Source organism: Aequorivita sediminis (assembly GCF_032080575.2).
Lineage (GTDB): Bacteria > Bacteroidota > Bacteroidia > Flavobacteriales > Flavobacteriaceae > Aequorivita > Aequorivita sediminis.
Map to the genome: position 1 here is coordinate 35,843 of NZ_JAVLSO020000006.1, position 22,451 is coordinate 58,293.

Genomic DNA, 22,451 nt, shown 5'->3' on the forward strand with positions numbered 1-22,451 from the left:
GCTTTTTAATCTGAAAATTATTCTTTTAACAGATCGCTAAAATAAGTATAAAGTTCACCTTTTGTAATAACAGCACCTTGCTGAATTAGAATAAAAATATCTTTATTTCTATCTTCTTTAATTGCTTTAGTAGATGTGTACAAGCTTACAGCATCGTCGTGTAAATTTTGCTGAAGCCACTTGTAGCCGTAATCGGTTGTAATATCAATCTCTTCCTTATCAATTTTTATTGCGATAAGCTCCATAAAAGCTTCGGTAATATGAAAAAGCATTAATTGCTTAGGTGAAATGTGCTCTAGGTATTTAACTTTTTTAAGCACACCTTCCCATATTAAGTCGCTAAAAACATCTAACTCTTCTTCAGCTACTTCAGGTTTTTCAACTTTTAACTTAGCCCATTCGTCTGCAGTAATAGACTGAGTAGCTAGAAAGTTGATAAACTCTTGGTGTAATTCTTCAAATTGTTCTTTTGTTAATCTGGCGTATTTCATTTTTGGTGTCTGTTATCTTTTGTAATTGAAAACCTATTTCCAAATAAAAAGCCTTCCTCAAATTGAGAAAGGCTTTTTTTTATTCAATTGAATAAATTATTTTGCTTCCGCAACAACCTCAAATGCGAAGTTGCTAATCACATCTCTGTGGAAACGAATAGTTGCCTCGTAAGGTCCTGTACGCTTAATAGCTCCACCAGCAATCATGATGAATTTCTTCTCGATAGATACACCTGCTTTTTCAAGTGCTTCTGCAAGATCAGCATTGTTTACTGAACCGAATAATTTATCACCTTCCCCAGTTTTGGCAGAGATTTTAATTTCAAGTCCGTTTAATTTCTCAGCCTGTGTTTTTGCTTCATCAACTATTTTCTGTTCTTTAAAAGCGCGTTGCTTTAAAGTTTCAGCAAGTACTTTTTTAGCTGAAGGAGTAGCAAGTACTGCATGTCCTTGAGGTATCAAGTAGTTTCTTCCGTAGCCGTTCTTAACAGTTACAATATCATCTGCAAAACCCAGATTTTCTACGTCATTCTTTAATATAAGTTCCATAATACGTTCTGGTTTTTTATTTTAATAGATCGGTTACATATGGCATAAGTGCCAAGTGGCGTGCTCTTTTAACTGCAACTGCAACTTTTCTTTGGTACTTCAATGAAGTTCCAGTAAGTCTTCTTGGTAAAATTTTACCTTGTTCGTTTACAAATCTTAATAAGAAATCTGCATCTTTATAGTCAACGTATTTAATACCTGACCTTTTAAACATACAATACTTCTTAGTCTTGTTTGTTTCTATATTAAGCGGAGTAAGATATCTGATCTCTCCGTCTTTTTTTCCTTTTGCTTGTTGTTGTAATGTTGCCATAATTTAAGCTGATTTTTTATTGCGATTTCTTCTCTTTTCTGCCCAAGCAATTGCGTGCTTATCAAGGCTTACAGTAAGGTAACGCATAAAACGCTCATCCCTTTTGAATTCAGTTTCCAATTCGTTTACAGTATCACCTTCTACAGTGTACTCAAACAGGTGGTAAAACCCACTTTTTTTCTTTTGAATTGGGTAAGCAAGTTTCTTCAAGCCCCAATTTTCTTTGGATATCATCTTAGCACCTTTAGAAACAAGAAAATCTTCGTATTTCTTTACTGTCTCCTTTATCTGATCTTCAGATAAAACGGGATTTAAGATGAAAACAGTTTCGTAATGATTCATAAAAAATCTATTAAAATTATTATTAAAACTCCTTGACTTCCTGCCAAAGAGGGTGCAAAAGTAATACATTATTTGGTTTAATCAAACCTATTTTTAAATAGAATTTAAAGAAATGCTTAATAAATCCTCAAATGTTCAATACTAAAGTTTTTACACGCTCCACATATTTCACATTTTAATAATTATCTACATCTATATTAATACGTACACTTGAAAAATCCTTAATCGTATTAAAACTTCGCTGTACGTCACTAATATATTTCTTACTTCTATCTAAAGACTGGTCCTTCGGTATTTTAATAAGAATATTTATAATATACATATTCTTAATCCTACCAATTGGTGGGGGTTCAGGACCTAAAACATTTTCCTTAAACGGTACTTGTAACGCTTGAGCAAACCAAGCAGAAGCTTTTTGAACTTTTTTTAAATTCTTGTCTTTAAAAACAAGTTTTATAGTTCTATAATATGGAGGATATTTAAAATTGTATCGCTCTTCTAGTTGTTCCTTAAACATCCCGGCATAATCATTAACGCTAACTTGCTTTAAAATTTGATGATACGGATTGTACGTTTGTATTAAAACTTTACCTCTTTTTTGGGTGCGCCCTGCCCTACCCGACACTTGTTGAAGTAATTGAAAACTACGTTCATGAGCTCTAAAATCTGGGAAGTTTAAAAGATTATCTGCATTCATCACCCCTACCAAACCTATATTTCTAAAATCTAACCCTTTTGCCAGCATTTGAGTACCCACCAAAATATCTATTTCCTCGTTTTCTAGTGCTTCAATAAGTTTTGAATAAGCGTGTTTCCCCCTGGTAGTATCTTGATCCATCCGGGCGATTTTGTGTTTCGGGAAAAGTGGTTTTAATTCGTTTTCAACTTGTTCGGTTCCAAAACCTTTAGTATCTAGCGTTTCACTTCCACAAGCTATACAACTAAGCATCATCGCTATTTTGTATCCGCAATAATGGCAACGCAGCTGATTTTTATATTGATGAAACGTTAAACTTACATCGCAATTGGGGCATTGAGGAGAAACACCACAAGTTGTACACTCTACCACCGGGGAATAACCTCTTCTATTCTGAAAAAGAATAACCTGCTCCCCGTTTTCTAATGTTTCGCGCATTTCTTCTAGCATTCTATCACTAAAATGCCCCGTCATTTGCTTTTTACGGCCTTTCTCCTTTATATCTACCAATTCAATTTCAGGCATTAGCGCATTTCCAAAACGCTTTTTTAGAGTTACCAAACCGAATTTTCCTGTTTTAGCATTGTAATAGCTTTCCAATGACGGCGTTGCAGAACCCATCAAAACCTTTGCTTTGTGAAGTTTTGCTAATACTATAGAGCTGTCTCGAGCGTTGTACCGTGGTGAAGGGCTATATTGCTTAAATGATGGTTCGTGCTCCTCGTCTACTATTATGAATCCTAGATTTTTAAAAGGTAAAAATAAGGATGAACGTGCACCAATAACCACTTGTGCTTTTGGCTTTTCATTTATAACATTATTCCAAACCTCAACCCTTTCATTCACTGAAAATTTTGAATGGTAAACAGATATTTTCTCTCCGAAATATTTTTGAAGTCGAGTAATTAATTGAGTAGTCAAGGCAATTTCAGGTAGCATATATAAAACCTGCTTTCCCGTAGCTACCATTTGTTCAATTAAACGAACATAAATTTCAGTTTTCCCACTAGAAGTCACCCCGTGAAGTAATACAACATCTTTTTCAGTAAAAGTAGTTTTAATCTCCTGATAGGCTTTTGTTTGTGCTTTGTTTAACTCCTTAATATCTGTGGTTGCTTCACCAGAAAACTCTATCCTATCTTTTTGAATAAAATATTCCTCTAAAACTCCTTTATCGATAAGCGATTTTAAAGTGGAGGCCGAGGCATTACTTTTCTTTTGAAGCGCTGTAGTTGTAATTGGTTTTTTTGTCTGACTACTCAGTACAAATAAATTCATAAGCACTTCGCGTTGTTTTGGAGCACGATTCATCGAATCTAAAAGATGACGTAAATTCTCTTCAGAAGTATATTCAGGTGAAAGCTTTACATAGCGAACAAGCTTTGGGGTGTATTGCTCGTAAACGGTTTCTTCAACATCAACAACTTTTTTATCTATTAATTTATTAATAACAGAAACCACATTTTTCTTATCGAGTATAGCGCGGACTTCACTAATATGTAATGATGTTTGGTTCTGAAGGGCTTCAAACACTAAAAACTCGTTATCTGTTAGTGACTTTTCATTGACACTAATATCGGCAGAAAGTTTAATCATTGTTTCGCTTTCCAATAAAAAAGCACTTGGTAAAGCAGCCTTAATGACCTCCCCTATTGAACACATATAATATTTCGCAATCCACTCCCAGTGCTTTAATTGATAAGGTGTAATAATTGGAGTTTCATCTAAAATATGATCTATAGACTTGGTTTCGTAGCCTACTGGAGCTTGATCGTGAACTTGATAAACAATTCCCGTAAAAACTTTCGACTTTCCAAATGGGATTGCTACACGCATACCCGGTTGTAGAAAAGCCGCTTCATCCTTATTAACACTATAGGTGAAGGTTTGTTTTAAAGGAATAGGAAGAATGACATCTATATAAAACAAGTTGAAAAATTATTTGATTAATAATTGCTTTGAAGCCACAAAAAAGGCCACCAAAATGGTGGCCTAAAGATACTGTTTTTATGATTTTTTAATTTACTCTAGACCAAGTTTGTGTTCTTCCTAAAAGTGAAAAACCAACATAGCCACGTACGTCAAGCTTATTTGCTCCATTTAATTTAATATAACTTTTGTAAACTTTCCCATTTAATGGATCCATAATTGTTCCGTCGTTGTATTCATCACCATCTTTTTGAAGTCCTTTAAGTATTACCAATCCTTCAATTGGCTTTCCTTTATCAGCTCCCGGACATTTATCGCATACTGCATTTTTTTTAGCAGGATTTAAAATTTCTACTATCTTACCATAAACTTTGCCATTTTGCTTATAGATTTCCACAATAGATTTTGCTTCTCCTGTTTCGTCGTCAATAGTTTTCCATTTTCCAGTTACATCTTGAGCCGAAGCTGCAAAAACAGTCATTAAAGCTAATGAGAGTGTTAAAAATAGTTTATTCATAATTTTGAAGAGATTAAGTTATTTTTTAATTTTTTCTTTAAGCCGCTTAATTGATACATTTAACTCAAAACCTAGCAGCAAAAGGTTTGCGTTTATCCAAATATATAACATCAATATCAAAAGTGCACCAATAGAGCCATATAACTCGTTATAATTTGAAAAATTATTAATATATATTCCAAAAAAATATGTGGTTAACAAGAACAACACTGTGGTTACTACCGCTCCAATGGAAAAAAAGCTGGAAGACTTCCCTTCTTTGGTTCCAAAGTAATACAATGTTGCAATTACAACATAAATCATAATCAGGAATACAAGAAATTGAAAGAACTGTATCCAAAACAAATCGTTATCAATATAAGCTCTAGATTGGAAGTCGCGAATAATAAATTCTCCATAAAGGATAACCCCTACTGAAGTTAACAACAACAATGCCAAGAAAATAGCAACACTTAGCGCTACAAGGTATTGACGGAAAAAATTTCTATTTATTGATACGTGAAAAGAGTACTCGAAGGCACTAAATATAGCGTTCACCCCATTTGCAGATAAAAATAGGGATAGTATAAACACAAAAGACAGCAATCCGGAGCGTGGGTTTACCGCAATATCTGCAATAATGGGATAGAAAAACTGTGTGGTTTGCGGTGGTAATAAAGCTTCAATAAATATTAAAAACCGCGTTTGAAACCCATCAATACGGATGTAAGGAATAAGATTTAACAGTAACAGCAAAAAAGGAAATAAGGCTAAAAAGAAACTGTAAGCAATAGAACTAGCTCGAGGTGAAAAGGAACCTTTTAAAATACCATTTACGTAAATTTCTAATAAATGATATAGTGAAAACTGCCCTAATCCTGGGAGTTTAATTCTTTTTGTTACATTAACCAATTCCCGTATTACAGGAATTTTTATTTCCTTTTCTTGGTTTTCGCTCATTTAACCGCTTTTAGGCTAAGATCCATATTGTAAACCGAATGCGTTAACGCCCCACTTGAAATATAATCTACACCACATTCTGCATAATTTCTAACCGTTTCCAATGTAATTCCTCCACTAGACTCCGTTAAACACTTACCGTTAATTAGTTTTACAGCCTTACGCGTATCTTCGTAATTAAAGTTATCAATTAATATTCTATAAACTCCGTCACTTTGAAGGATTTCTTCAATTTCAGCAAGATTTCTTGCTTCCACAATTATTTTAAGATCAAAATGATTTTCTTTTAAATATGCTTGCGTTTTTTCAATAGCCTTAGTAATACTTCCACAGAAGTCTATGTGATTATCCTTTAGCATAATCATATCGTATAACGCAAAACGATGATTTTCTCCGCCTCCTATCTTTACAGCCCATTTTTCTAATGCACGAATTCCAGGTGTAGTTTTACGAGTATCTAGAATTTTGGTATTAGTGCCTTCCAATAGCTTAACATATTGATTTGTTTTAGTTGCAATTGCACTCATACGTTGCATAGCATTCAGAACCAATCTTTCAGCTTTTAAAATAGACTGTGAGAGTCCTGAAACATAAAAACAAACGTCTCCATATTTCACGGGAGAACCATCTTTTATTTTAACATCCACCTCAAGACCGGGATCTATAAATTCAAAAACTTGTTTTGCAAAATTTATCCCGGCAATAATACCTTCGTCTTTCACCAAAAGTTTAGCCGAACCGGTTGCATCTTCAGGAATGCAGGCTAATGAACTATGATCGCCATTTCCTACATCCTCACGAATTGCATTTGCGATTATGATATCTATTTCTTTGTTGAATTGTTTTTCTGAAATCATAGCTTAAAATTTTAGCTAAAATACTTTAAAAAGTTAGAAAGTCGAAGTGAGAAGTAGGAAGAGACACCTATTATCTTTGTATTTTTGAAATCTGAAAACTTTTAGATGAAAATTACACTACTCGCAATAGGTAAAACCGACAATAAACAGTTACAATCCCTAATGGATGATTACATTAGAAGGCTGGGGTTTTATATTTCTTTTGAAATGGAGGTAATTCCAGATATTAAAAATGCAAAAAACTTATCTGAAGCCCTTCAAAAACAAGCTGAAGGTGATGAGATTATAAAGCGAACAAATACGGCTGATGTTTTGATTCTTCTCGACGAAAAAGGAAAAACATATACTTCTGAAGGATTTTCTCAATTTTTACAAAAGAAAATGAATAGCGGCCTGAAAAATCTAATTTTTGTAATTGGCGGCCCTTATGGGTTTAGTGAGGAAGTTTACAAACGCGCAAACGGAAAAGTTTCACTTTCTTCAATGACTTTTTCTCATCAAATGGTAAGGTTATTTTTTATTGAGCAATTATATCGCGGGTTTACTATTTTAAGAAATGAACCGTATCACCATAAGTAGTGAGATTTGAGATGTGAGATTTGAGATTTGAGATTTTGTTTATGGTTTAGAATTTTAATTCCATTGACAGTCTATAAAGTCTGTAAGCATGTGGAATAGTAATCCTACTGCTATAATTCTTGTTTTCTTGAAGAATAACATCACCACATAAACCGCCATTGCCCAATAAGTGTGTAATGGGTGGAAATTAATACTACATCTACCTGGATCAAATATAGGAGTAGCCATAAGATGATCTAAATCTACTAGCATTGTAGCCAACATTATCAACCATGCTTTCTTCCAATTATTTCTGAAGAAAACATATGCTATTAGTCCAGGAACTAATAAATGTAATGTATAATGAATAAGCGTTTGAAGCATTAAATTTTTTATAGAAGTAAGTTAGTAGTTGAAAACAATGAATTCTATAATTAAAGCAAGAACTATCAAAACCACAATACTTATTGCAACCCAAGCATATACCTTATAAAACTTCTTGATATCGCGAAAATCTTGATTTGGTATAGTTTCAGTACTAGCAACTATATTATTTTCAATTAGCAATGAACCTACTTTTTGCCTATCAGTTTCAAGGATGAAATAATTAATTCCACCATCTAAAAATGCTTGTTCCTTTACTTTAGAATAAAATGGTAAATTTTTAAGTGTCATCGCATTCTCAAAGTTGATTTTATCTTTTAACAATACATTCAACTTTAAATGATTTTGATGTTTTATATAAAAATTGTCATTCATTAAGATATTTCATACAATAAACCAGTCAATGCACCCAAGTCCCACTACTCTATCGATTGAATCAATACTCCTAACATTTCAATTGCGGCATCACTAATTCGGGTGCCTGGGCCATAAACCGCTACGGCGCCGGCATCAAAAAGGTATTGATAATCTTGTGCAGGAATTACACCGCCAACAATAACCATAATATCCTCACGTCCGTAATTTTTTAAAGCTTCAATTACTTGAGGCACTAATGTTTTATGGCCTGCTGCCAAAGACGATACACCTAGAATGTGGACATCATTTTCTACAGCTTGTTTAGCAGCTTCGGCTGGAGTTTGGAATAGTGGACCTATATCCACATCAAAACCTACGTCGGCATAACCGGTAGCGACAACTTTAGCGCCGCGATCGTGCCCGTCTTGCCCCATTTTTGCAATCATGATACGTGGACGACGTCCTTCCAATGCTGCGAATTGGTCTGCCATCTCCCTAGCTTTCGCAAAGCTTTCATCTTGTTTAATTTCTTTACTATACACGCCGCTAAATGATCTTATTTGAGCTTTATACCTTCCGAATTCTTTTTCCATTGCGGTAGAGATTTCGCCAAGAGTTGCTCTATAACGAGCAGCTTCTACAGCTAAAGCTAATAAATTTCCTTCACCTGAACGGGCGCATTCGGTAATATTTGCAAGTGCTTTTTCAACTTTTGTATTATCTCGAGTAGATTTTATTTGATTTAAGCGTTCAATCTGTGAAGTTCTAACCTTTTTATTATCTACATCTAAGATTTGTAATGGGTCTTCTTTGGCCAATCGGTATTTATTAACCCCAACAATTACATCCTGACCACTATCTATTCGCGCTTGTTTTCTAGCCGAAGCTTCTTCAATACGCATTTTAGGAATACCCGCTTCTATAGCTTTTGTCATCCCTCCTAACTCTTCAACTTCTTCAATTAAAGCCCACGCTTTATTTGCGATTTCATTCGTTAGACTTTCCACATAATAACTTCCTGCCCACGGATCGACAGTTCTTGTGATTTGCGTTTCAGTTTGTAGATAAATTTGTGTGTTTCTGGCTATACGGGCAGAGAAATCTGTTGGTAAAGCAATAGCTTCATCTAATGCATTGGTGTGTAAAGACTGTGTGCCACCGAATGCTGCTGCGGCAGCTTCAATTGCAGTTCTAGCAACATTGTTAAACGGATCCTGCTCGGTAAGACTCCAACCGCTAGTTTGGCAATGCGTCCGCAACGAAAGTGATTTTTCGTTTTTAGCATTGAATTGCTTTACAATTTTAGCCCAAAGCATTCTAGCAGCTCGCATTTTTGCAATTTCCATAAAATGGTTCATCCCAATAGCCCAAAAGAAAGAAAGTCGGGGAGCAAAAGTGTCTATATCCATTCCTGCTTTAATTCCTGTTCGAATGTACTCCAATCCATCGGCCAACGTATATGCAAGTTCAATATCTGCCGTAGCTCCTGCTTCCTGCATATGATATCCAGAAATAGAAATACTGTTGAACTTAGGCATATTTTTAGAAGTGAATTCAAAAATATCACTGATAATCTTCATCGAAGGTGTAGGCGGATAGATATAAGTATTCCTCACCATAAACTCCTTTAAAATATCGTTTTGAATAGTTCCCGAAAGTTCCTTTGGCGCAACACCTTGTTCTTCGGCAGCGACAATGTAAAATGCCATAATTGGTAGAACAGCACCATTCATCGTCATCGAAACACTCATTTTATCTAAAGGAATTTGATCGAAAAGGATTTTCATATCCTCAACGCTATCAATAGCCACTCCTGCTTTACCAACATCACCCTCTACCCTTTCATGGTCGCTATCATATCCTCTATGTGTAGCAAGGTCGAAAGCTACTGAAAGTCCTTTCTGACCTGCAGCTAAATTTCTTCTATAAAAAGCATTACTGTCTTCTGCAGTAGAAAAACCTGCATATTGACGAATTGTCCAAGGACGACCCACATACATAGTAGAGTACGGCCCGCGAAGATTTGGAGTAATTCCCGCTACAAAGTTTAAATGCTGAAGTCTTTCAATATCCTCCTTGCTGTATTTCTTTTTTAATTCAATATTCTCCGCTGTGGAAGAAGTATCCTCATTTAATTCTGAATTCTGGATTTTGAATTCTGAATTATCCAGGCTAATATGTTGTATATCTCTTCTACTCATTGCTTAATCTTTCTTGTTCAACTTTTTCGGCCAAACGTTTTTGAATGATTGGAACTATCAAGGTTTTTACCGGATTGTGCTTTACAAACGGAAAAAGCTCAATATCCCCTTTCATTCTATCATTCTTATTAATGTGATAGTTCGTTCCCAATAGTTTTAATTCGCCACTCTCAAAAAGCTGCTGTTCCTTTTCAGCGCATTCTTTAATTTTTTTCTGAATTGTTTCTTCTTTTAACTGCTTCAGAAAACCACCGTTTTTCTCAATATCTTTAAACAGTTTTAATGCTTTTTCAGCTAATTCAGTTGTAAGTTGCTCGATATAATAAGTTCCATCAGCAGGATTACTTACACTTTCAAAATAACTTTCGTGTTTTAAAATCAGTAATTGATTTCGCGAAATGCGTTCACCAAACTCATTGCTTTTATGATAAATTTCATCGTAAGGCAAGTTACAAACTGTATCTGCACCGCCTAAAACAGCACTCATACATTCGGTGGTACTTCGCAATAAATTTACGTTGTAATCGTAAAGCGTTTTATTGCGTTTTGAAGGTGTAGAAACAATGTGGCAGGTTTCTTTAACTCCGTATTCGTTAGCTAAAACTTTATAAAGCTTTCTTAAAGCTCGGACTTTTGCAATTTCAAAGAAATAATTGGCTCCTGTAGCTAATTGAAAAGTTATATTTAAGTTTTGAGCCTCTTCCTTGTTTAAAATCTCAGAATTAGCTTCAGAATTTTCTGAAATACTTAAGTGATTTAGATATTCATTTGCGTGAGACAAGGCGTAAGCCAATTGCTGAACGATATTAGCACCAGCATTTTGGTAAACAGCTGTATCTACAGACAAGAGGTTTAATGAAGAATTTTTCTTAATAACACTCTCTAAAATTTCGTGATCTTTCTTTAAGTTATGAAACCAATTCCCAGTACGCGTTAAATTTCCAATAATATCAATATTGTAATATACTGCAGCTTCTTTATTTGCAAAAAACTTGAAAAGTTTGGTGTAAAATGTTTCTGAAAGAAATTTCAAGTTGAAATAAACAGAGACATTCTCAAGTGGAAAATCTTTAAAAACAACTTTAATATCAAAATCTTCATTTGCAGTGAAAATTATGGCATTTGCACCTCTCTTAATTGCGTCAATAGCAATATTATTAGCTATTTGCTCGTCATCGATAAATATTTTTTGGGCAATCTTCCATAATTTGGGTTGCCCTGGAATTGGAGAAAACTCATTATCAAAATCATCTTGGTGATAAAAAGGTTTTACGTGTACTCCTTCAGGACTTTGCCAAACTAATATTTCGTTATAATCGGCGCCCTTTAAGTCAAATTGAATTTGCTGTTTCCACTGTTTAGCTGAAACTTCGTCAAATTCTTCAAATAGAAACTCACTCATCGCTTTTCTTCTTTTTTAATACTATCTGGATTTTCGATAATATAAATATCTTCGTTTTCTTTTTTCAAATAATACTTTTCTCGAGCAAATTTTTCCATTTCCTCTTTGTCTTGCATCTTCTTTATAAATGCTTTATCATTTTCTATCTCTTTTTGATAGAATTCAGCATTGTCTTCAAGCGCATTAATTTCACTGTCTAATTCGTGATGAGTTAGATAGGAATTCGCATCGAAAAACAACATCCAAATAATGAACACAACAAGAATTAGTACGTATTTGTTAATTACAAACCGCACGAATTTATTATTCCTAAGTTCTGAAATACCCACTATTCTTTAAGTCTTATTTTATGATCTATTATACTTCTTATCACTTCTACAGCTACCGTATTGTATTTGTTTGTTGGTATAATTATATCAGCATATTCTTTTGTAGGCTCGATAAATTGCTGATGCATCGGTTTTAGTGTGGTTTGATACCTGTTTAAAACTTCTTCTAAGTCACGACCACGAGTAGCAATATCGCGTTTTAATCTGCGTATTAATCGTTCGTCGCTATCGGCATGTACAAATATTTTAATATCAAACATATCTCGTATATCCGGATCTGATAATATTAGAATTCCTTCTACAATTATAACCTTTTTTGGGTAGGTAGTAATTGTATCTCCTGTACGATTATGTTCTATAAACGAATAAACTGGTTGCTCAAACGAATTTCCTGCGCGAAGTTCTTTTAAATGACTAGCTAGCAATTCAAAATCAATAGCTTGTGGATGATCAAAGTTTATTTTAGTTCGTTCGTCTAATGTTAAATGACTTGTGTCGTGATAATACGAATCTTGCGATATTATACATACTTCATCTTCTGGAAGTTCTGAAACAATTTGATCGACTACTGTAGTTTTACCACAACCGGTTCCTCCGGCAATGCCAATTATGAGCATATTTAAAAGATTTTTACAAAGGTAGGGAAAATGGTTTCAAGTTCCACCCTTAGATAACACTCCGGTTGTTAGTTTAGGTTTATTTTTTATTACTTCAAATTATAGTGAAAGCCTAAAAGCTTTACACTATTTAAAACTATGTCAATCAATTTTGTTTTGAGTATGGTTTTCTTTTTTAATTTTGAAACGCTCAATTATTTAAAATGAAAACAATCCTCTTATACCCATCATATTTTCCTACTATCGAACAAATGGCTGCGGTAGCGCAAGTTGAAAAAGTAGTTTTTGAAGTGGAGGATAACTACCAAAAGCAAACCTACCGAAATCGGACATATATTGCGCATAGCAACGGGAAATTACTGCTGAACATTCCAGTTAAGCACAGCAAAAACGGGAATCGTCAAAAAACTAAGGATATTTTAGTAGAAAACGATTTTCCTTGGCAAGAACATCATTGGAAGAGTTTGCAAAGCGCTTATCGCACCTCTCCTTTTTTCGAGTTTTATGAAGACGACCTAGAACCTATATTTACCGAAAAGGTGAAAAGCTTAATGGAGTTCAATCTAAATATATTTGATATCCTCTGTGAAATAATAGGAATAGATGTGGAAGTTTCAAAGACTATAGAATTTGAAAAGGAACCCGAAATTAATGACCTACGTATATTAGTTAACGCAAAGAGAAAGTCGGCATTTAAATGTGAAAAATACACGCAAGTTCACGAAGCAAATCATGCATTTTTACCAAATTTATCGGTATTAGATTTACTGTTTAATGAAGGACCAAACACACTTACGTATTTAGAGAATGCCGAAGTTTTTGAGAATTACATCAAAAGCTAAAAGACTACCAACCCACAGTAGAGCGGATAGCGTAATGATCGGAGAAGGTTTTCTTCATTGTATCAAACGACAGAACTTCCAATTCTTCTGAAGCAAAAATATAATCAATACGCATTGGAAATTTTTCAAAGTTAAAGGTTGTACCTAAACCATTCCCACGTTTTCTAAAGCTATCGTGCATACCTTCCTTTAATTTTCTATATGTATAAGAAAAAGGTGTGTTATTGAAATCGCCTGCTATAATAATAGGATAAGAAACTTTAGCTTTATGTGCCCTGATTTCTTCTATTTGTGATTGCTGTTTTCTAAATGCATAAGAGACCCGCTTCATCAACTTCTCATTATCATTTTTTTGTAAAAAACTAACACGAGGTACAATCCCTAAAGATTGTAAATGTAAATTATAAACTCTAAGGGTATCTTTACCTTTAACGATATCCACATATAATGCATTATTATAAGTTTCCGAAAAATCAAAATATCCTCTTTTTACTATTGGATATTTTGATAAAATAGCGTGACCCAAAGCTGCTTTGTTGTGTTTAAAATGAACGAATTTATGCGGGTATGCTGAAAAGTCAATTTTATTGTCTTTATAAAATTCCTGAATACAAACTATATCGGGATCTTCTTCAGAGAGGATTTCGGTCATTATATCAATGGCTTCATCGTCTAGATTCTTCTCGTAGGCATTAAAAAGTCGTACGTTATACGACAAAACACTCAAACTATTTTCATACTGTGAAGCATCAACTTGCGATGAAACTTCATAAAACACATTGAAATAGAAATATGAAATAAAAAGAACGATAAACGACACAAAAAATCTTCTTCTAAACTGTATTGCCCAATAAATAGCAAAAATAATATTAACTATAATTAGCAACGAAACCACCAAGCTTAGTAAAGAAAGTATTGGAAAATCCTTGGGAGGCAGGTAGGGTAAAACAAAAGATACCAATAATAGAAATGCCGCAAGCAAGTTGCCCCAAAAAATCATTTTATTGATAAATCTTCGCATGGAATTAGTCTTCTTTCCCGGCTTTAAAAAGAAAGTCTTTTTCTTCTTTTGTTAGACTTTCATAACCGCTTTTACCTATTTTATCCAAAATCTCATCAATCTTTTTTTGATAATCAGACTTTGATTCTTTAGGCTTAGAACGCTTAGATTTTGGTTGTGTTGTACGGTGAACTTTTCGAAACGGTTTTTTCGTTCTTGGCTTAAAAAGATTAGCTATCCAATCCATAAAATTCTCAAACCATTTCCCAATATCATTCCCTTTCGCAAGCTGAGCTGTATAAATATAACCAAATACCGCTCCTCCTACATGAGCTAAAATCCCTCCTGCATTTCCAGCTGGAATTCTAACTAAATCTAGCACAAAAAGAAATAGGGCAATATGCCAAAGTTTGATTGTAAAACTAAATAATCGGAATGCAGTATTTGGAGTGTAAGTAGCTATAAATATCATTACAGCAGTAACCGCTCCAGATGCCCCAATCAAGTAGCCTCTACTTTCATTAAAAACGGGAAAAAGATTATAAGCTATTACAAATAGAAGACCACCAAAAAGTGCTCCTAACAAATATACCGTGAGCAATCTTTTACCTGTAAACAGGTTCAGCACAAATTGTCCAAACCAGTACAACCATATCATATTAAATAAAATATGTAAAAACCCGAAATGCAAAAAAGCATAAGTGATTAAAGTCCAAGGCTTAGTTAAAAGACTTCCAATATCATCACCTAAAACAAACCAACGAGAAAAATAAAATTGACTAGTGTTTAAAAAGAAAGAGCCAAGATAAACTGCAAAAAATGCAATTGCATTAATCACGATAAGCTTCACCAGTATATTGGCCGACTTGTATTTATCTATAAGATTGTTTGCTGCCATAATTAATTCCAGCGATGGTTATCAAAACTATTTTTCTTCCAGTACCAAGCCATTATAAACCCGAATAACGCTCCTCCAATATGTGCGAAGTGTGCAATACCTGTTTGAGTTCCTGTAATTCCAAATATTAAATCTAAAACAATAATACCTGGGATAAAATATTTTGCTTTTATGGGTATAGGTAGGAAAATCATCATCAGCTCTACTGTTGGGAACATCATTCCGAAAGCCACTAACACTCCATATACTGCTCCAGAAGCACCCAATGCAATTCCGTTATATATATTGTACATACTCTGAATTGTGTCCTGAGACACATACTCTAAAATTGCAGTGTTATACTTTCCAGTTTCCAAGATATCCATGATTTGCTGCTGACTTAGCCCCGCACTTAACAAATCATCCATGCCACTATGAAGTTGGAAGTAATTTACAAGGGTATAAATTAACGCCGAACCTATTCCTGCAGAAAAGTAGAAAAACAGAAATTTCTTCTGCCCCCAACGCATTTCCAAAGGAGAGCCAAAAGCCCATAAGGCATACATATTAAAAAGAATGTGGAAAAAGCTACCGTGCATAAACATTGATGTAACCGGCTGCCAAAATTGAAAATTAGAGTTTTCGAAATAATATAATGCGAATAATCTCTCCGCTATTCCTCCCGTAAACTGTGTTCCTATAAAAAAGATCACATTCAGGATTAATAGAAATTTTACTGTATCTGTTATTCTTCCCATAATTATTACTACCTATAATTATAACATTGTGTTTTAAAACACCGCATCTTAATATACCTCGGTAAAATTATTTAAACCTCTAAAGGTTAATTCTACATAAACTTCTTATCCAGTTCATTTACACCTAAAGTAATGAAAACTGGCTTATTGGTTGGACTTACAGACGGTTCCTTACATGCAAACAATTGGTTTATTAAATGTTCACGCTCCTCGCTATTTAAAGAAACCCCCGTTTTAATTGCCATACTTGCTGCCATCGATTTAGACAACATATCGTTCTGACTGAAACCACTATCCGGCACTTCCTCTTTTATATCATCAATAAGCTGACTTAGCAAATTTACAACATGGCTTTCTAGTATCAATATCGGAATTCCGCTAATCTCAATAGTTTCATCTTTTAACTCTGAAAAAATAAAACCTGTGTTCTCCAACTGTTCCCGTATTTTTTGAATAATAGCTACGTCAGGTTTAGAAAAACTAAGCTGAAGTGGAAACAATAATTGCTGACTAACCGCTTCTTTAACGGTTATATTCTTCAGCAATTCCTCATAAAGAATTCGTTGATGCGCAAGGTTTTGATGAATTACCATCATTCCGCTTTTTAACGGACTTATTATGTATTTATTCTGTAGTTGAAACGTTGTTTGTCCGCGTTCAGTTTCTTTTTCAGTAAAAAGACTTCCCGTCACTTCTTCACTTTCAAACTCCATTTCTACGGCACTCAACGATCTCTCTTCGCCTTGTTGCGTGGTGCCGAAACTAGAGGTTGCATTTTCACCTTTTAGTCCGACATATAACGACTCCCAAGAAGATTCTTTACCTCTGCTAAACGGGAATTTTATATTTGCTTGTTTAGGTTTCTCTTTAAAGGGATTAAAATCTCTATCAACCTCTATAGTGGGTGCTGTTGGTGCTTTTTTACTGTATTCATAAGGGGTGTCGAACCCTTTATCTCTTTCAAAATCGAGCACAGGAGCAATATTAAACTGTCCTAAACTGTGTTTTACAGTTGCGCGAAGCATTGCATAAATAGAATGCTCATCGTCGAACTTAATTTCGGTTTTCGTAGGATGAATATTGATATCTATAGAATGTGGATCTACTTCTAAAAACAAAAAGTACCCTGGATGAACATCGTTTTTCATCAAGCCTTCAAATGCTGAATTTACCGCGTGATGCAAATATGGACTTTTTATAAAACGGTCGTTTACAAAGAAAAACTGCTCTCCTCTACTTTTCTTTCCGTATTCAGGTTTCATTACAAAACCTTCTATTTTAAGAATCTCCGTTTCTTCACTTACCGGTACAAGTTTTTCATTCGTCTTACTTCCAAAGATATTTACAATTCGTTGACGCGAATTTGACGAGGGAAGATTAAAAACATCGCTTCCATTGTGAAGCATATGAAAAGAAACGCTAGGATGTGCCAAAGCTACACGGTGAAATTCGTCGATTATATGGCGCGTTTCAACAGTATTACTTTTAAGAAAATTTCGTCTGGCTGGTATATTATAAAATAAATTTTTCACCGAAATAGTTGTGCCTTTTGGGACAACAGCTGGTTCCTGTGAAATTACTTTGCTACCTTCAATGGTTAAATGCGTTCCAATTTCTGAATCTGCAGTCTTCGTTTTTAATTCAACGTGTGCAATTGCAGCAATAGAAGCTAAAGCTTCTCCGCGAAATCCTTTTGTATTTAAGTTAAATAAATCTTCAGCCGATTTAATTTTTGAAGTCGCGTGGCGTTCAAAACTCAATCGCGCATCGGTAACACTCATCCCTACCCCATTATCAGTAACTTGTACAAGTGTTTTTCCTGCATCTTTAACAACAAGTGTTATAGCAGTAGCTTTCGCGTCAATGGCGTTTTCTAATAACTCTTTTACTACCGAAGCAGGGCGTTGAACAACTTCCCCAGCTGCAATTTGGTTAGCAACGTGATCTGGTAATAACTGAATAATGTCTGACATTAAAATCTATGCGTAGAAAATGGATAAATCGAAATCAATAATAAATAGGAAAATAAGCACAAGAATTGCGATTATAGCCAAAAGTCTCAAATTGGTTTTTCTATCTGAAGACTGTCTTAAATCTGCCCAAGCAGTTCTAAATTTAGCTTTTATCCCTGTGTTTTCACCGACAGTAGTCCTGTATTGATCAAACTTATGACCTATTGAAAAAGGGCTACCTTCTCCGTCATATTCAAAATGACGTGGTTTATAACTATACTTCTTATTTTTTCTTCTACCTATTAGTCCCATAATTGTCGTGCCTCAAAGTTACTCAATTCAATTCTGAATTTAAATGTTTTTTGAACAATTACTGTACCAATGGTATATTACGTGCTCATTGGCAGTGCGTAGTACATTACACACTTCGCTTGCTTTTAGCCTGACAAAATTAAATTTGGAATCTTAAATTTTGAGAATTGAGCGAATTCGAAGTATAATTACTAAATATTAAAATTTAGAATCTTTGCGAAGTTGCGCCATTTTAATTGCTGCAATAGCTGCTTCAGTTCCTTTGTTCCCGTGCTTTCCGCCGCTACGATCTATGGCTTGTTGCATAGTATTATCTGTAAGAACACAGAAAATAACAGGTATATTTCCCTGAACATTTAAGTCTTTAATTCCTTGTGCTACGCCTTCACAAACGTAATCAAAATGTTTAGTTTCTCCTTGAATCACGCTACCTATTGCAATTACTGCATCAAGCATATCATAACTCTGAGTCATACGTTTACAGCCGTAAATTAACTCAAAGCTTCCCGGAACATCCCAACGAACTATATTCTCGTTTATAGCACCACAGTCTTTCAAAGCATCGAAAGCGCCCTGAAACATTCCTTCTGTTATTTTGTGATTCCATTCTGAAACAACAATCCCAAATCGAAAGTCCTTCGCATTTGGGATTGTTGTTTTATCGTAAGCCGATAAATTTGTATTTTCTGTTGCCATTTTTTATTTCATTGCTTCTGCACGTCCGGTATAAATTTCGGCTTTTGCAGCTTCAGTTGAATTCGGATACTCATCCGCTATTTGTTTAAAGTGCTTTAATGCTTTGTCATTCTGATTTAAAGCTATCGCTACAATTCCAGCTTTTAGTAGGAAACGAGGCGTAGTAAATTCATTAGAGCGCATTTTTGCAGCTTCTTCGTAATATTTTAAAGCGTCTTCATTCTGATTTAGTTGAGCGAACGCATCACCAATTGCACCTTTAGCTAAAGGAGCTAAAACATCGTCCTTGCTGCTAAATTTATCTAGCTGAGCAATAGCATCTTGATATTTATTAGTGTTAAGGTAAGCCATTCCTGCGTAATAATGTGCAAGGTTTGCCGCTTTTGTTCCACTATAGTTTTCAATTATATCTATAAAACCATATTTACCCTCACCTCCTTGAAGTGAAAGATTGTACAGCGAGTCTTTAGCCGGAGCAGTTAAAGCTTGTTCCCAATAGTTTTGTGCTTGAAACAATTCGTTCATCGCTTCTGCCTCCTTAGGAGCTTTTATATACTGGTCGTAAGCAAAATATCCTAAAACACATACAGCTACTACGATAATGAAACCTAAAATACCTTTTTGGTTCTTTTCAATCCACGCTTCCGTTTTAGATGCGCCTTCGTCAAGGGTATTAAATACTTCTGCAGTTGTGCTGCCGTCTTCTAATTGTTCTTCTTTTTCAACCTTAGTTCTAGGTTTGCCTCCGCGTTTTTTGTACGTTGCCATAGTTATTGATTATAGTGGCGCAAAAATAAAATTTTTAATGGAATTTAAAAGGAATAATATTTCTTATTTTTTATTAATACTAAATCCTACTATTAATAGACCTCCAAGCGCCATGAACGAGCAATAATAAACCTTTTAGAATAGATTTTAAACAAAAGAACACTAGTCTTTAGACAAAATCACGTCAAACCTTGTATTTTTACATCTTTATTAAAAATCACCTCTGTAATAGTTCTAAAAAGCACTAAAAACATCGTGTAGGCCTAAATATCCTAAGTCAATTTTTTATATGAATTTACAAAAACTATCCTTACTTAACTATAAAAATTTTGAAGCCAAATCCTTCGAATTTGATCCTAAAATCAATTGCTTTGTAGGTAATAATGGTGTAGGAAAAACTAACGTTCTAGATGCTATTTATCACCTTTCCTTTGGAAAAAGTTATTTCAATCCTATTACAATTCAAAATATTAAACACGGAGAGGAGTTTTTTGTAGTTGAAGGGTTTTACGACAGAAAAGAAAGTCAGGAAAAAATTGTTGTAAGTGCCAAGAAAGGACAAAAAAAGATCATTAAAAGAAATGGAAAGGCATACGAGAAATTAAGTGAGCATATTGGATTTCTACCCTTAGTGATCATCTCACCCGCTGATAGAGATTTAATTATTGAAGGAAGCGACACACGTAGAAAGTTTATTGACGGTGTTATTTCGCAAAGAGATCCAGATTACTTACAAACTCTATTGAAGTACAACAAAGTATTATCACAACGTAACTCCCTATTAAAGTATTTTGCCGCCAACAACACCTTTAATCAAGATACCATTGACATTTACAATGAGCAACTTCACAATTACGGAACATCAATCTTCGGAAAAAGAACCGCATTTTTAGAAGAATTTTTTCCAATATTTCAGAACAGATACAAGTCGATTAGCAGTGGCGACGAATCCATAAATTTAGTCTATCAAAGTCAATTACAGGAAAATGATTTACTAACGCTTCTTCAAACAAATATTGTAAAAGACAAAATAACACAGTACACCAACTTTGGAATTCATAAAGACGATTTAATTTTTGAAATTGACGAACATCCTATCAAGAAGTTTGGCTCACAAGGGCAACAAAAATCGTATCTAATAGCATTAAAGCTTGCGCAATTCGATTTTATAAAAAACCACACTAAAACTAATCCTATTTTACTTTTAGATGATATTTTTGACAAACTGGATGAAACCCGTGTAGAACATTTAATTACTTTAGTGGACAAGGAAAACTTCGGGCAGCTTTTCATCAGTGATACACATGCCGAACGCACAGAGGAGGTAATAAAAAAAGTACATCAGTCGTATAAAATGTTTCAGCTTTAAACTTAAGAAAAAATGAATTTTAGAATAATACTGTTAATACTAACTACCGTTTTATTTTCTTGTGAAAAACCAAATCCAAAGGAACAAAAGCAAAATCTTAGCGGTTATTGGGAAATAAACACGGTAGAAATGCCAGACGGAGAAGTTAAAAACTTTGGTGTAAACACCATAATAGACTATATTGAGATAAATGGCGATAGCGGAACTCGCACAAAGGTTTCTCCAAAAATCGATGGAACCTTTAACACAAATGGTGTGACAGAGGACTTTACTTTAAATATTAAAGAAAACCAATTAATCATGCACTACAAAACTTCATTCGACGAGTGGAAAGAAACAGTAGTTGAAGCAAAAGATAGCACCTTGGTTTTAAAAAACAGAGATAATAAAACTTACACCTATAATAGGTTTAAAAAATTTGACATTGTAGATTGATTACAAAAGTTGAATAGTAAATGATATACCTAAAAATTCACATTTCTAAAATTGAAAAATGGCTAAACGATACGCAGAAAATATATCACTTGGAGATGCTTTAAAAGAGTTTATTGGTAAAAACAAGCTTGATAAAGGCTTGGACAAGGTAAACGCTAAAGAAGCTTGGGTAGCTGTTATGGGGCACGCAATTGTAAAATACACTTCCGACGTTAAATTAGATCGTGAGACATTATACGTGCAACTTTCTTCTTCAGTATTGCGTGAGGAGCTCAGTTACGGAAAAGACAAAATTGTTAAACTTCTCAATGAAGAGCTGGGAAGAGAATTAATTAAAAAGTTGATTTTAAGATAAGGCAAAGTATAAAGCTAAAAATAAAAACGCCTTCCAAATTTGGAAGGCGTTTTCAATATAAATATTTAGTAAATACTTAGAACATTTCACGTCCTGAGAAATGGAAAGCACTTTCAATTGCAGCGTTTTCATCGCTATCACTTCCGTGAACTGCGTTTTCGCCAATTGAAGCAGCGTACATTTTGCGGATAGTACCTTCAGCAGCATCTGCTGGATTAGTAGCACCAATTAATGTACGGAAATCTTCAACTGCATTTTCTTTTTCAAGAATGGCAGCAACGATTGGACCGCGTGTCATATACTCCACTAATTCGCCATAAAATGGACGCTCACTATGTACTGCATAAAATGCTTTAGCATCATTTGTAGTCATATGAGTAAGTTTCATCGCTACGATTCTAAAACCTGAAGCGTTAATTTTTTCAAGAATTGCGCCTATGTGTCCTTTTTCAACCGCATCGGGCTTTAACATTGTAAATGTTCTGTCTGTTCTCATTGTGTTTTTTAAATTTCGGCAAAAATAGGTATTTTATTTTCAACATTCAAAGCCTATGCTTTTTGTTTAGACACTTAGCACACATAATTAGATATAGTTCAATCATTTC

General features: G+C 34.4%; 27 protein-coding genes. 5 read left to right on the forward strand and 22 right to left on the reverse strand.

The features are described from left to right. Positions 1-17: 17 nt before the first annotated feature. The 8 genes from RT250_RS10420 to nadC form a co-directional block, all read right to left on the reverse strand. Complete coding sequence (locus RT250_RS10420; protein ID WP_313114645.1) at positions 18-491, reverse strand: DUF6495 family protein; 474 nt, start codon at positions 489-491, stop codon at positions 18-20. Positions 492-587: 96 nt separating this feature from the next. Beyond that, positions 588-1,040 (reverse strand): 50S ribosomal protein L9, encoded by a 453-nt coding sequence (gene rplI, locus RT250_RS10425; RefSeq protein ID WP_139854929.1) that lies wholly within the window; start codon positions 1,038-1,040, stop codon positions 588-590. A 16-nt stretch (positions 1,041-1,056) separates the two neighbouring features. After that, a complete protein-coding gene (gene rpsR / locus RT250_RS10430) occupies positions 1,057-1,353 on the reverse strand; it encodes a 30S ribosomal protein S18 (protein ID WP_073216777.1) in 297 nt (98 codons plus the stop codon). 3 nt (positions 1,354-1,356) lie between these two features. After that, complete coding sequence (gene rpsF / locus RT250_RS10435; protein WP_139854930.1) at positions 1,357-1,695, reverse strand: 30S ribosomal protein S6; 339 nt, start codon at positions 1,693-1,695, stop codon at positions 1,357-1,359. A 175-nt stretch (positions 1,696-1,870) separates the two neighbouring features. Then, on the reverse strand, positions 1,871-4,321 hold the full coding sequence (gene priA / locus RT250_RS10440; RefSeq protein WP_313114649.1) for a replication restart helicase PriA: 2,451 nt from the start codon (positions 4,319-4,321) through the stop codon (positions 1,871-1,873). Positions 4,322-4,409: 88 nt separating this feature from the next. Then, the gene (locus tag RT250_RS10445) at positions 4,410-4,838 is read right to left on the reverse strand and encodes a DUF2147 domain-containing protein (protein ID WP_313114650.1); all 429 of its coding nucleotides are present in this window, start codon (positions 4,836-4,838) and stop codon (positions 4,410-4,412) included. Positions 4,839-4,856: 18 nt separating this feature from the next. Further along, on the reverse strand, positions 4,857-5,777 hold the full coding sequence (locus tag RT250_RS10450; protein WP_313114652.1) for a YihY/virulence factor BrkB family protein: 921 nt from the start codon (positions 5,775-5,777) through the stop codon (positions 4,857-4,859). Continuing rightward, positions 5,774-6,634, reverse strand: coding sequence for a carboxylating nicotinate-nucleotide diphosphorylase (nadC, locus tag RT250_RS10455; RefSeq protein ID WP_313114654.1), 861 nt, complete (start codon positions 6,632-6,634; stop codon positions 5,774-5,776). The genes RT250_RS10450 and nadC overlap by 4 nt, the downstream gene beginning before the upstream one ends. A gap of 105 nt (positions 6,635-6,739) precedes the next feature. Between nadC and rlmH the strand changes: the two genes are divergently transcribed. Beyond that, positions 6,740-7,213, forward strand: a complete 474-nt coding sequence (gene rlmH / locus RT250_RS10460; RefSeq protein ID WP_313114655.1) for a 23S rRNA (pseudouridine(1915)-N(3))-methyltransferase RlmH — start codon at positions 6,740-6,742, stop codon at positions 7,211-7,213. Between the two features lie 54 nt (positions 7,214-7,267). On the opposite strand, the gene RT250_RS10465 is transcribed toward rlmH, so the two are convergent. Genes RT250_RS10465 through udk form a run of 6 tightly spaced genes read right to left on the reverse strand, consistent with a single transcriptional unit; the run spans position 7,268 to position 12,482 of the window. Further along, complete coding sequence (locus RT250_RS10465; protein WP_313114657.1) at positions 7,268-7,576, reverse strand: DUF6122 family protein; 309 nt, start codon at positions 7,574-7,576, stop codon at positions 7,268-7,270. Positions 7,577-7,597: 21 nt separating this feature from the next. Then, on the reverse strand, positions 7,598-7,951 hold the full coding sequence (locus RT250_RS10470) for a hypothetical protein (protein ID WP_313114658.1): 354 nt from the start codon (positions 7,949-7,951) through the stop codon (positions 7,598-7,600). Positions 7,952-7,995: 44 nt separating this feature from the next. Continuing rightward, positions 7,996-10,134: a methylmalonyl-CoA mutase gene (scpA, locus tag RT250_RS10475; protein ID WP_313114660.1), complete on the reverse strand. Its 2,139-nt coding sequence runs from the start codon at positions 10,132-10,134 to the stop codon at positions 7,996-7,998. Then, complete coding sequence (locus RT250_RS10480; protein ID WP_313114662.1) at positions 10,127-11,536, reverse strand: methylmalonyl-CoA mutase subunit beta; 1,410 nt, start codon at positions 11,534-11,536, stop codon at positions 10,127-10,129. Before RT250_RS10480 ends, scpA begins: the two co-directional genes overlap by 8 nt. After that, the gene (locus RT250_RS10485; protein ID WP_313114663.1) at positions 11,533-11,865 is read right to left on the reverse strand and encodes an FtsB family cell division protein; all 333 of its coding nucleotides are present in this window, start codon (positions 11,863-11,865) and stop codon (positions 11,533-11,535) included. Before RT250_RS10485 ends, RT250_RS10480 begins: the two co-directional genes overlap by 4 nt. After that, on the reverse strand, positions 11,865-12,482 hold the full coding sequence (udk, locus tag RT250_RS10490) for a uridine kinase (protein ID WP_313114664.1): 618 nt from the start codon (positions 12,480-12,482) through the stop codon (positions 11,865-11,867). The genes RT250_RS10485 and udk overlap by 1 nt, the downstream gene beginning before the upstream one ends. A 203-nt stretch (positions 12,483-12,685) precedes the next feature. On the opposite strand from udk, the gene RT250_RS10495 reads away from it, so the two are divergent. Then, on the forward strand, positions 12,686-13,324 hold the full coding sequence (locus tag RT250_RS10495; RefSeq protein ID WP_313114665.1) for a WbqC family protein: 639 nt from the start codon (positions 12,686-12,688) through the stop codon (positions 13,322-13,324). A gap of 4 nt (positions 13,325-13,328) precedes the next feature. On the opposite strand, the gene RT250_RS10500 is transcribed toward RT250_RS10495, so the two are convergent. From RT250_RS10500 to RT250_RS10530, 7 genes are all read right to left on the reverse strand, one after another. Then, the gene (locus RT250_RS10500; protein WP_313114666.1) at positions 13,329-14,345 is read right to left on the reverse strand and encodes an endonuclease/exonuclease/phosphatase family protein; all 1,017 of its coding nucleotides are present in this window, start codon (positions 14,343-14,345) and stop codon (positions 13,329-13,331) included. 4 nt (positions 14,346-14,349) lie between these two features. After that, a complete protein-coding gene (locus RT250_RS10505; RefSeq protein WP_313114667.1) occupies positions 14,350-15,222 on the reverse strand; it encodes a rhomboid family intramembrane serine protease in 873 nt (290 codons plus the stop codon). 2 nt (positions 15,223-15,224) lie between these two features. Continuing rightward, positions 15,225-15,959, reverse strand: coding sequence for a rhomboid family intramembrane serine protease (locus RT250_RS10510; RefSeq protein WP_313114669.1), 735 nt, complete (start codon positions 15,957-15,959; stop codon positions 15,225-15,227). Between the two features lie 92 nt (positions 15,960-16,051). Continuing rightward, positions 16,052-17,932, reverse strand: coding sequence for a DNA mismatch repair endonuclease MutL (gene mutL, locus RT250_RS10515; RefSeq protein WP_313114670.1), 1,881 nt, complete (start codon positions 17,930-17,932; stop codon positions 16,052-16,054). A 6-nt stretch (positions 17,933-17,938) separates the two neighbouring features. Then, a complete protein-coding gene (locus RT250_RS10520; protein WP_139854947.1) occupies positions 17,939-18,223 on the reverse strand; it encodes a riboflavin synthase subunit beta in 285 nt (94 codons plus the stop codon). 198 nt (positions 18,224-18,421) lie between these two features. Next, positions 18,422-18,919 (reverse strand): 6,7-dimethyl-8-ribityllumazine synthase, encoded by a 498-nt coding sequence (ribH, locus tag RT250_RS10525; protein ID WP_313114672.1) that lies wholly within the window; start codon positions 18,917-18,919, stop codon positions 18,422-18,424. Positions 18,920-18,922: 3 nt separating this feature from the next. Next, a complete protein-coding gene (locus RT250_RS10530) occupies positions 18,923-19,687 on the reverse strand; it encodes a tetratricopeptide repeat protein (protein WP_313114673.1) in 765 nt (254 codons plus the stop codon). 289 nt (positions 19,688-19,976) lie between these two features. Between RT250_RS10530 and recF the strand changes: the two genes are divergently transcribed. The 3 genes from recF to RT250_RS10545 are packed head-to-tail and all read left to right on the forward strand — an operon-like array spanning position 19,977 to position 21,846. Then, the gene (gene recF / locus RT250_RS10535; protein WP_313114674.1) at positions 19,977-21,056 is read left to right on the forward strand and encodes a DNA replication/repair protein RecF; all 1,080 of its coding nucleotides are present in this window, start codon (positions 19,977-19,979) and stop codon (positions 21,054-21,056) included. A gap of 12 nt (positions 21,057-21,068) precedes the next feature. Continuing rightward, positions 21,069-21,491 (forward strand): lipocalin-like domain-containing protein, encoded by a 423-nt coding sequence (locus RT250_RS10540; protein WP_313114675.1) that lies wholly within the window; start codon positions 21,069-21,071, stop codon positions 21,489-21,491. Between the two features lie 58 nt (positions 21,492-21,549). Next, positions 21,550-21,846 carry a DciA family protein gene (locus tag RT250_RS10545; RefSeq protein ID WP_313114676.1) on the forward strand — a complete coding sequence of 99 codons (297 nt, stop codon included), beginning with the start codon at positions 21,550-21,552 and terminating at the stop codon, positions 21,844-21,846. Positions 21,847-21,922: 76 nt separating this feature from the next. On the opposite strand, the gene RT250_RS10550 is transcribed toward RT250_RS10545, so the two are convergent. Further along, positions 21,923-22,342 carry a nucleoside-diphosphate kinase gene (locus RT250_RS10550; protein WP_165148494.1) on the reverse strand — a complete coding sequence of 140 codons (420 nt, stop codon included), beginning with the start codon at positions 22,340-22,342 and terminating at the stop codon, positions 21,923-21,925. Between the last annotated feature and the right edge of the window lie 109 nt (positions 22,343-22,451).

Bases quoted from the DNA above. Each gene is read 5' to 3' on its own strand.
- RT250_RS10470 (WP_313114658.1), bottom strand. From the start codon at position 7,951: ATGAATGACAATTTTTATATAAAACATCAAAATCATTTAAAGTTGAAT.
- rlmH (WP_313114655.1), top strand. From the start codon at position 6,740: ATGAAAATTACACTACTCGCAATAGGTAAAACCGACAATAAACAGTTA.
- RT250_RS10480 (WP_313114662.1), bottom strand. From the start codon at position 11,536: ATGAGTGAGTTTCTATTTGAAGAATTTGACGAAGTTTCAGCTAAACAG.
- RT250_RS10510 (WP_313114669.1), bottom strand. From the start codon at position 15,959: ATGGGAAGAATAACAGATACAGTAAAATTTCTATTAATCCTGAATGTG.
- RT250_RS10450 (WP_313114652.1), bottom strand. From the start codon at position 5,777: ATGAGCGAAAACCAAGAAAAGGAAATAAAAATTCCTGTAATACGGGAA.
- nadC (WP_313114654.1), bottom strand. From the start codon at position 6,634: ATGATTTCAGAAAAACAATTCAACAAAGAAATAGATATCATAATCGCA.
- rpsF (WP_139854930.1), bottom strand. From the start codon at position 1,695: ATGAATCATTACGAAACTGTTTTCATCTTAAATCCCGTTTTATCTGAA.
- RT250_RS10420 (WP_313114645.1), bottom strand. From the start codon at position 491: ATGAAATACGCCAGATTAACAAAAGAACAATTTGAAGAATTACACCAA.
- udk (WP_313114664.1), bottom strand. From the start codon at position 12,482: ATGCTCATAATTGGCATTGCCGGAGGAACCGGTTGTGGTAAAACTACA.
- RT250_RS10505 (WP_313114667.1), bottom strand. From the start codon at position 15,222: ATGGCAGCAAACAATCTTATAGATAAATACAAGTCGGCCAATATACTG.
- RT250_RS10520 (WP_139854947.1), bottom strand. From the start codon at position 18,223: ATGGGACTAATAGGTAGAAGAAAAAATAAGAAGTATAGTTATAAACCA.
- rpsR (WP_073216777.1), bottom strand. From the start codon at position 1,353: ATGGCAACATTACAACAACAAGCAAAAGGAAAAAAAGACGGAGAGATC.
- rplI (WP_139854929.1), bottom strand. From the start codon at position 1,040: ATGGAACTTATATTAAAGAATGACGTAGAAAATCTGGGTTTTGCAGAT.
- RT250_RS10500 (WP_313114666.1), bottom strand. From the start codon at position 14,345: ATGCGAAGATTTATCAATAAAATGATTTTTTGGGGCAACTTGCTTGCG.
- RT250_RS10540 (WP_313114675.1), top strand. From the start codon at position 21,069: ATGAATTTTAGAATAATACTGTTAATACTAACTACCGTTTTATTTTCT.
- scpA (WP_313114660.1), bottom strand. From the start codon at position 10,134: ATGAGTAGAAGAGATATACAACATATTAGCCTGGATAATTCAGAATTC.
- RT250_RS10530 (WP_313114673.1), bottom strand. From the start codon at position 19,687: ATGGCAACGTACAAAAAACGCGGAGGCAAACCTAGAACTAAGGTTGAA.
- mutL (WP_313114670.1), bottom strand. From the start codon at position 17,932: ATGTCAGACATTATTCAGTTATTACCAGATCACGTTGCTAACCAAATT.
- ribH (WP_313114672.1), bottom strand. From the start codon at position 18,919: ATGGCAACAGAAAATACAAATTTATCGGCTTACGATAAAACAACAATC.
- recF (WP_313114674.1), top strand. From the start codon at position 19,977: ATGAATTTACAAAAACTATCCTTACTTAACTATAAAAATTTTGAAGCC.
- RT250_RS10495 (WP_313114665.1), top strand. From the start codon at position 12,686: ATGAAAACAATCCTCTTATACCCATCATATTTTCCTACTATCGAACAA.
- RT250_RS10445 (WP_313114650.1), bottom strand. From the start codon at position 4,838: ATGAATAAACTATTTTTAACACTCTCATTAGCTTTAATGACTGTTTTT.
- RT250_RS10545 (WP_313114676.1), top strand. From the start codon at position 21,550: ATGGCTAAACGATACGCAGAAAATATATCACTTGGAGATGCTTTAAAA.
- RT250_RS10465 (WP_313114657.1), bottom strand. From the start codon at position 7,576: ATGCTTCAAACGCTTATTCATTATACATTACATTTATTAGTTCCTGGA.
- RT250_RS10550 (WP_165148494.1), bottom strand. From the start codon at position 22,342: ATGAGAACAGACAGAACATTTACAATGTTAAAGCCCGATGCGGTTGAA.